General features: G+C 66.8%; 3 protein-coding genes and 1 pseudogene. 3 read left to right on the forward strand and 1 reads right to left on the reverse strand.

Annotated features, from left to right (window positions below):
- From DD1DGNOD_RS27050 to DD1DGNOD_RS14555, 3 genes and pseudogenes are all read left to right on the forward strand, one after another.
- Positions 1 to 500, forward strand: a pseudogene (locus DD1DGNOD_RS27050) (hypothetical protein); the annotation flags it as partial.
- Between the two features lie 113 nt (positions 501 to 613).
- Positions 614 to 1402: a class I SAM-dependent methyltransferase gene (locus tag DD1DGNOD_RS27055; protein ID WP_165034989.1), complete on the forward strand. Its 789-nt coding sequence runs from the start codon at positions 614 to 616 to the stop codon at positions 1400 to 1402.
- Complete coding sequence (locus DD1DGNOD_RS14555; RefSeq protein WP_165036734.1) at positions 1389 to 2519, forward strand: glycosyltransferase family 2 protein; 1131 nt, start codon at positions 1389 to 1391, stop codon at positions 2517 to 2519. Before DD1DGNOD_RS27055 ends, DD1DGNOD_RS14555 begins: the two co-directional genes overlap by 14 nt.
- A gap of 61 nt (positions 2520 to 2580) precedes the next feature.
- Here the strand turns inward: DD1DGNOD_RS14555 and DD1DGNOD_RS14560 are convergent.
- On the reverse strand, positions 2581 to 3156 hold a 576-nt coding region (locus tag DD1DGNOD_RS14560), incomplete at its 5' end, for a polysaccharide biosynthesis C-terminal domain-containing protein (protein WP_206443182.1).

Below are 3156 nucleotides of genomic sequence, written 5' to 3' on the forward strand. Positions count from 1 at the left end.
GGTCGGGCTGGTACCCCCACGGCCTGTCGGCAACCGGCTCGGGCGCGGCGGGCGCCGCGGGCCTGATCCGGCCCGAGGAGCTGCGGGAAGGCGAGATCAAACACGCCCTGTTCTTCGCTTACCCGGACACGAGGGCCGGCGGTCCTGTCCTGCCGGCCACCGAGGCCGACGGGAGGAGCACAGGCTCCGGAGCGATCCCCGAGGGCGCGCGCCTGCAGATCGACCCGGGCGTGGACCTGTCGACACTCGGCCTCAACCCGTACGAAATGATCATTGCCCGTGCGCTCCAGAGATACGGGATGATCCTCGGCGACACGGGCGGGGGAGTCGGTCTTGTCGCACAGAATCCGCTCTCGACCGCGGTGCCCTATCCCTGGGGGGAGCAGACGTATGTCGACCTGCCGCAGAGCCTGCTCGCGCACATGCGTGTGCTGACGCTCGGCCGACCGTACGACAACGCCGGCTACGTCGAGCCGACCGGCTGCGCGACGCTGAGTTAGCGGCTCTTTGCGGATATCTTGATCATCCTGTTCGGTGTCGCGTCCTGTGCGCATCCTCCGACAGCGGGTCCGGATCCGGTTACTTCATACCTTCGGGGGGCAGGTGACAGGGCATGAACCGAGCGAGCCTCATCCGCGACAGTATCGGTTGGGACGTTGCGAACTGGTCGAGGTGCCTGTCGTTCTGGGAAAAACACAGCAGAGTGGACGCAAGAGTGGACGCAGCCGCCCCGAGCGTTCTCGAGATCGGTTTCGGTGGAACGCACGGAGGTCTCTCACTGTGGCTGGCCACAAAGGGATTCCAGGTCGTGTGTTCCGGCCTGGAGGAACCGTCATCGGCTGCCCGGCGTCTGCACGCGGAGTACGGAATCAGTGATGCGATCACGTACGAGAGGATCGACGTGCTGAGTATCCCGTACGTGGCGGCCTTCGACATAGTTGCCTTCAAGTCGCTGCTCCCGGGAATGACCACCAGTGGTGACAGCTGGCCCGTCCCTCAACGAAACGCGATCTCGAACATGCACCGGGCGCTGAAGCCGGGTGGTGAGCTGTGGTTCGCGGAGAACGCGGCGGGGACCAGGATCCACAACTTCTTCCGCACGCATTTCGGCTGGGGCAGGAAGGGGTGCAGTTACCTTCCGTCCGAGGATGCCGTCGGGTTGTTGTCCGCTTTCGGGACGGTCGACTACACGACACTGGGGATACTCGGCGGGTTCGGGCGGTCCGAACGGCAGCGGCGGGCGCTCGGCGCCGTCGACCGGGCTCTGTGCGAACGGGTCACACCGGAGGGTTGGCGGTACATCATCACCGGCATCGTCCGCAAGAACGCCGGGATGCGCCCCCGGGAAAAGCGTCCCGAGGAAATCGGTACGCCGAACACGGTATATCATGCGGCGCACTGATACAGCGGCCGAGGATACCGGGAAAATCAGCGCCACAACGTCGGCCGACCACCGGAAAACGATCGACGTCGTTATCTCCACGTACGACGAGGAACGATATGTCGGCCGTTGCCTGGACGAGGTGCTGGCGCAGGACTATCCGGCGGAGCTGGTGCGGGTCTGGCTGGTCGACGGCGGTTCACAGGACCGCACCGTCGCGATCGCCTCCGAGCGGGCAGCCACCGACGGGCGCCTGACGGTGATTGCTGACGGGCGCCGCCGCAACCTTCCCGAAGCGTTGAACCTCGGCACCAGAGGCTCCTCGAACGAACTGGTCGCGAAGGTGGACGCGCACGGCTACCCGGAACGCGACTTCCTCAGCCGCGCCGTCGACGTTCTGCGGCGCAGCCCGTCCGATGTCGCCTGCGTGGGCGGCCGCCCGGAGCAACACGGCGACACCCGCTTCGGGGAGGCGGTCGCGCTCGCCCGTACATCTCACTTCGGCGTCGGGGGCAGCGTGTATTCCGGCAGGACGGAACACGAGTTCGTCGACACCGTCCAGTGCGGCGTCTACCGACGCGCGGCGCTCGAGCACGTCGGACTTTTCGACCCCGCAATGGCCTATGGTGAGGACGAGGAGCTGAACTGGCGCTTGCGGCAGGCGGGCCGCCGGATCCTCCTCGACACCTCGATCAGATTTCACTATATAACACGGCCTTCCTGGCGGGCCGTCTTCCGCCAGTACTACCGATATGGTCGCGCCCGGGTACGTGTGTGCCGGGCACACCACACCATGGTCCGGCCACGGCACCTGGCTCCGGCGTCTTTCCTGCTCACGTTTGTGGGGTTGGCGGGGGCGTCGGTTTTCGTACCGAGGGCGCGCCTGGCCCTCGCCGTCGGTGCGCTGGCATACACGGTCGCGGCGTTGACGTCGGCGGTTGCGGCGGTGGGGCGCGCGCACGGAGACGGGCCTGCTCCTGACGTGGTCGTTGCCGGAGGCCGTCCGGACGAATGGTCGGCGATGACTGCTGAAGTCGCGGCCTGCTCCAAAATCGCGGTCTGTTTCGGCGCGCTGCACACAGGCTATGGTCTCGGCACATTGCGGGGGCTCCTGGACCGTCCGCGGCAACACGCCTGAAACCCGCCGAGTCCTGAAAAGGGCTCTGAAAAGCTTTGACGAGTCAGGTCAGCCGTTCAGGTCAGCCGTCACCTCGAAGTGTGTTCGCCGCTGCCGCCCGGGATGGCACCAGCCGCGCTGAACAGCGCAGGCCGACGCGCCCGAGCACGAGCGCGTCACGCCACCGCGGGACGAGGTTGACCCGGCCGGTTCCCAGCGTCCGCGCGAAGATGATCCCGACCACCATTCCGCCGACCGAGTATGCCAGCACCGAGGCAACCGACGCCCCGACACCTCCGTGCCCGGGAATGAGAACAATGTCGAGCCCTACCGTGACGACGAACGCGACACCCACCGCCGCGGTCTCCAGCAGTGGTTTTCCCCGCGCGGTCAACGCGTTGCCCAGCAGCTTGAGCGCGACGATACCGAACGCGCCCGCCGTCAGAATGCGCAACTGGACGATCGAACCCTGGAACTCGACACCGAAGACGGTCACGCAGAGAAAAGGTGCGGCAAGGATCAGGGCGACGCCGAGGAGGAGCGTTATCAGGACCGCCGCGCGGAACACGGCCGCCGCCTCGTGGCCGGCGTCGCCGCCCCTGGAGCGCACCAGGTCCGGTCGCTGCACAGCGGCCAGTGCCGTCGGCAGGTAGAAGAG

The organism is Candidatus Protofrankia californiensis (assembly GCF_900634765.1).
GTDB classification, from domain to species: Bacteria; Actinomycetota; Actinomycetes; order Frankiales; family Frankiaceae; genus Protofrankia; species Protofrankia californiensis.

Bases quoted from the DNA above. Each gene is read 5' to 3' on its own strand.
- DD1DGNOD_RS27055 (WP_165034989.1), top strand. From the start codon at position 614: ATGAACCGAGCGAGCCTCATCCGCGACAGTATCGGTTGGGACGTTGCG.
- DD1DGNOD_RS14555 (WP_165036734.1), top strand. From the start codon at position 1,389: ATGCGGCGCACTGATACAGCGGCCGAGGATACCGGGAAAATCAGCGCC.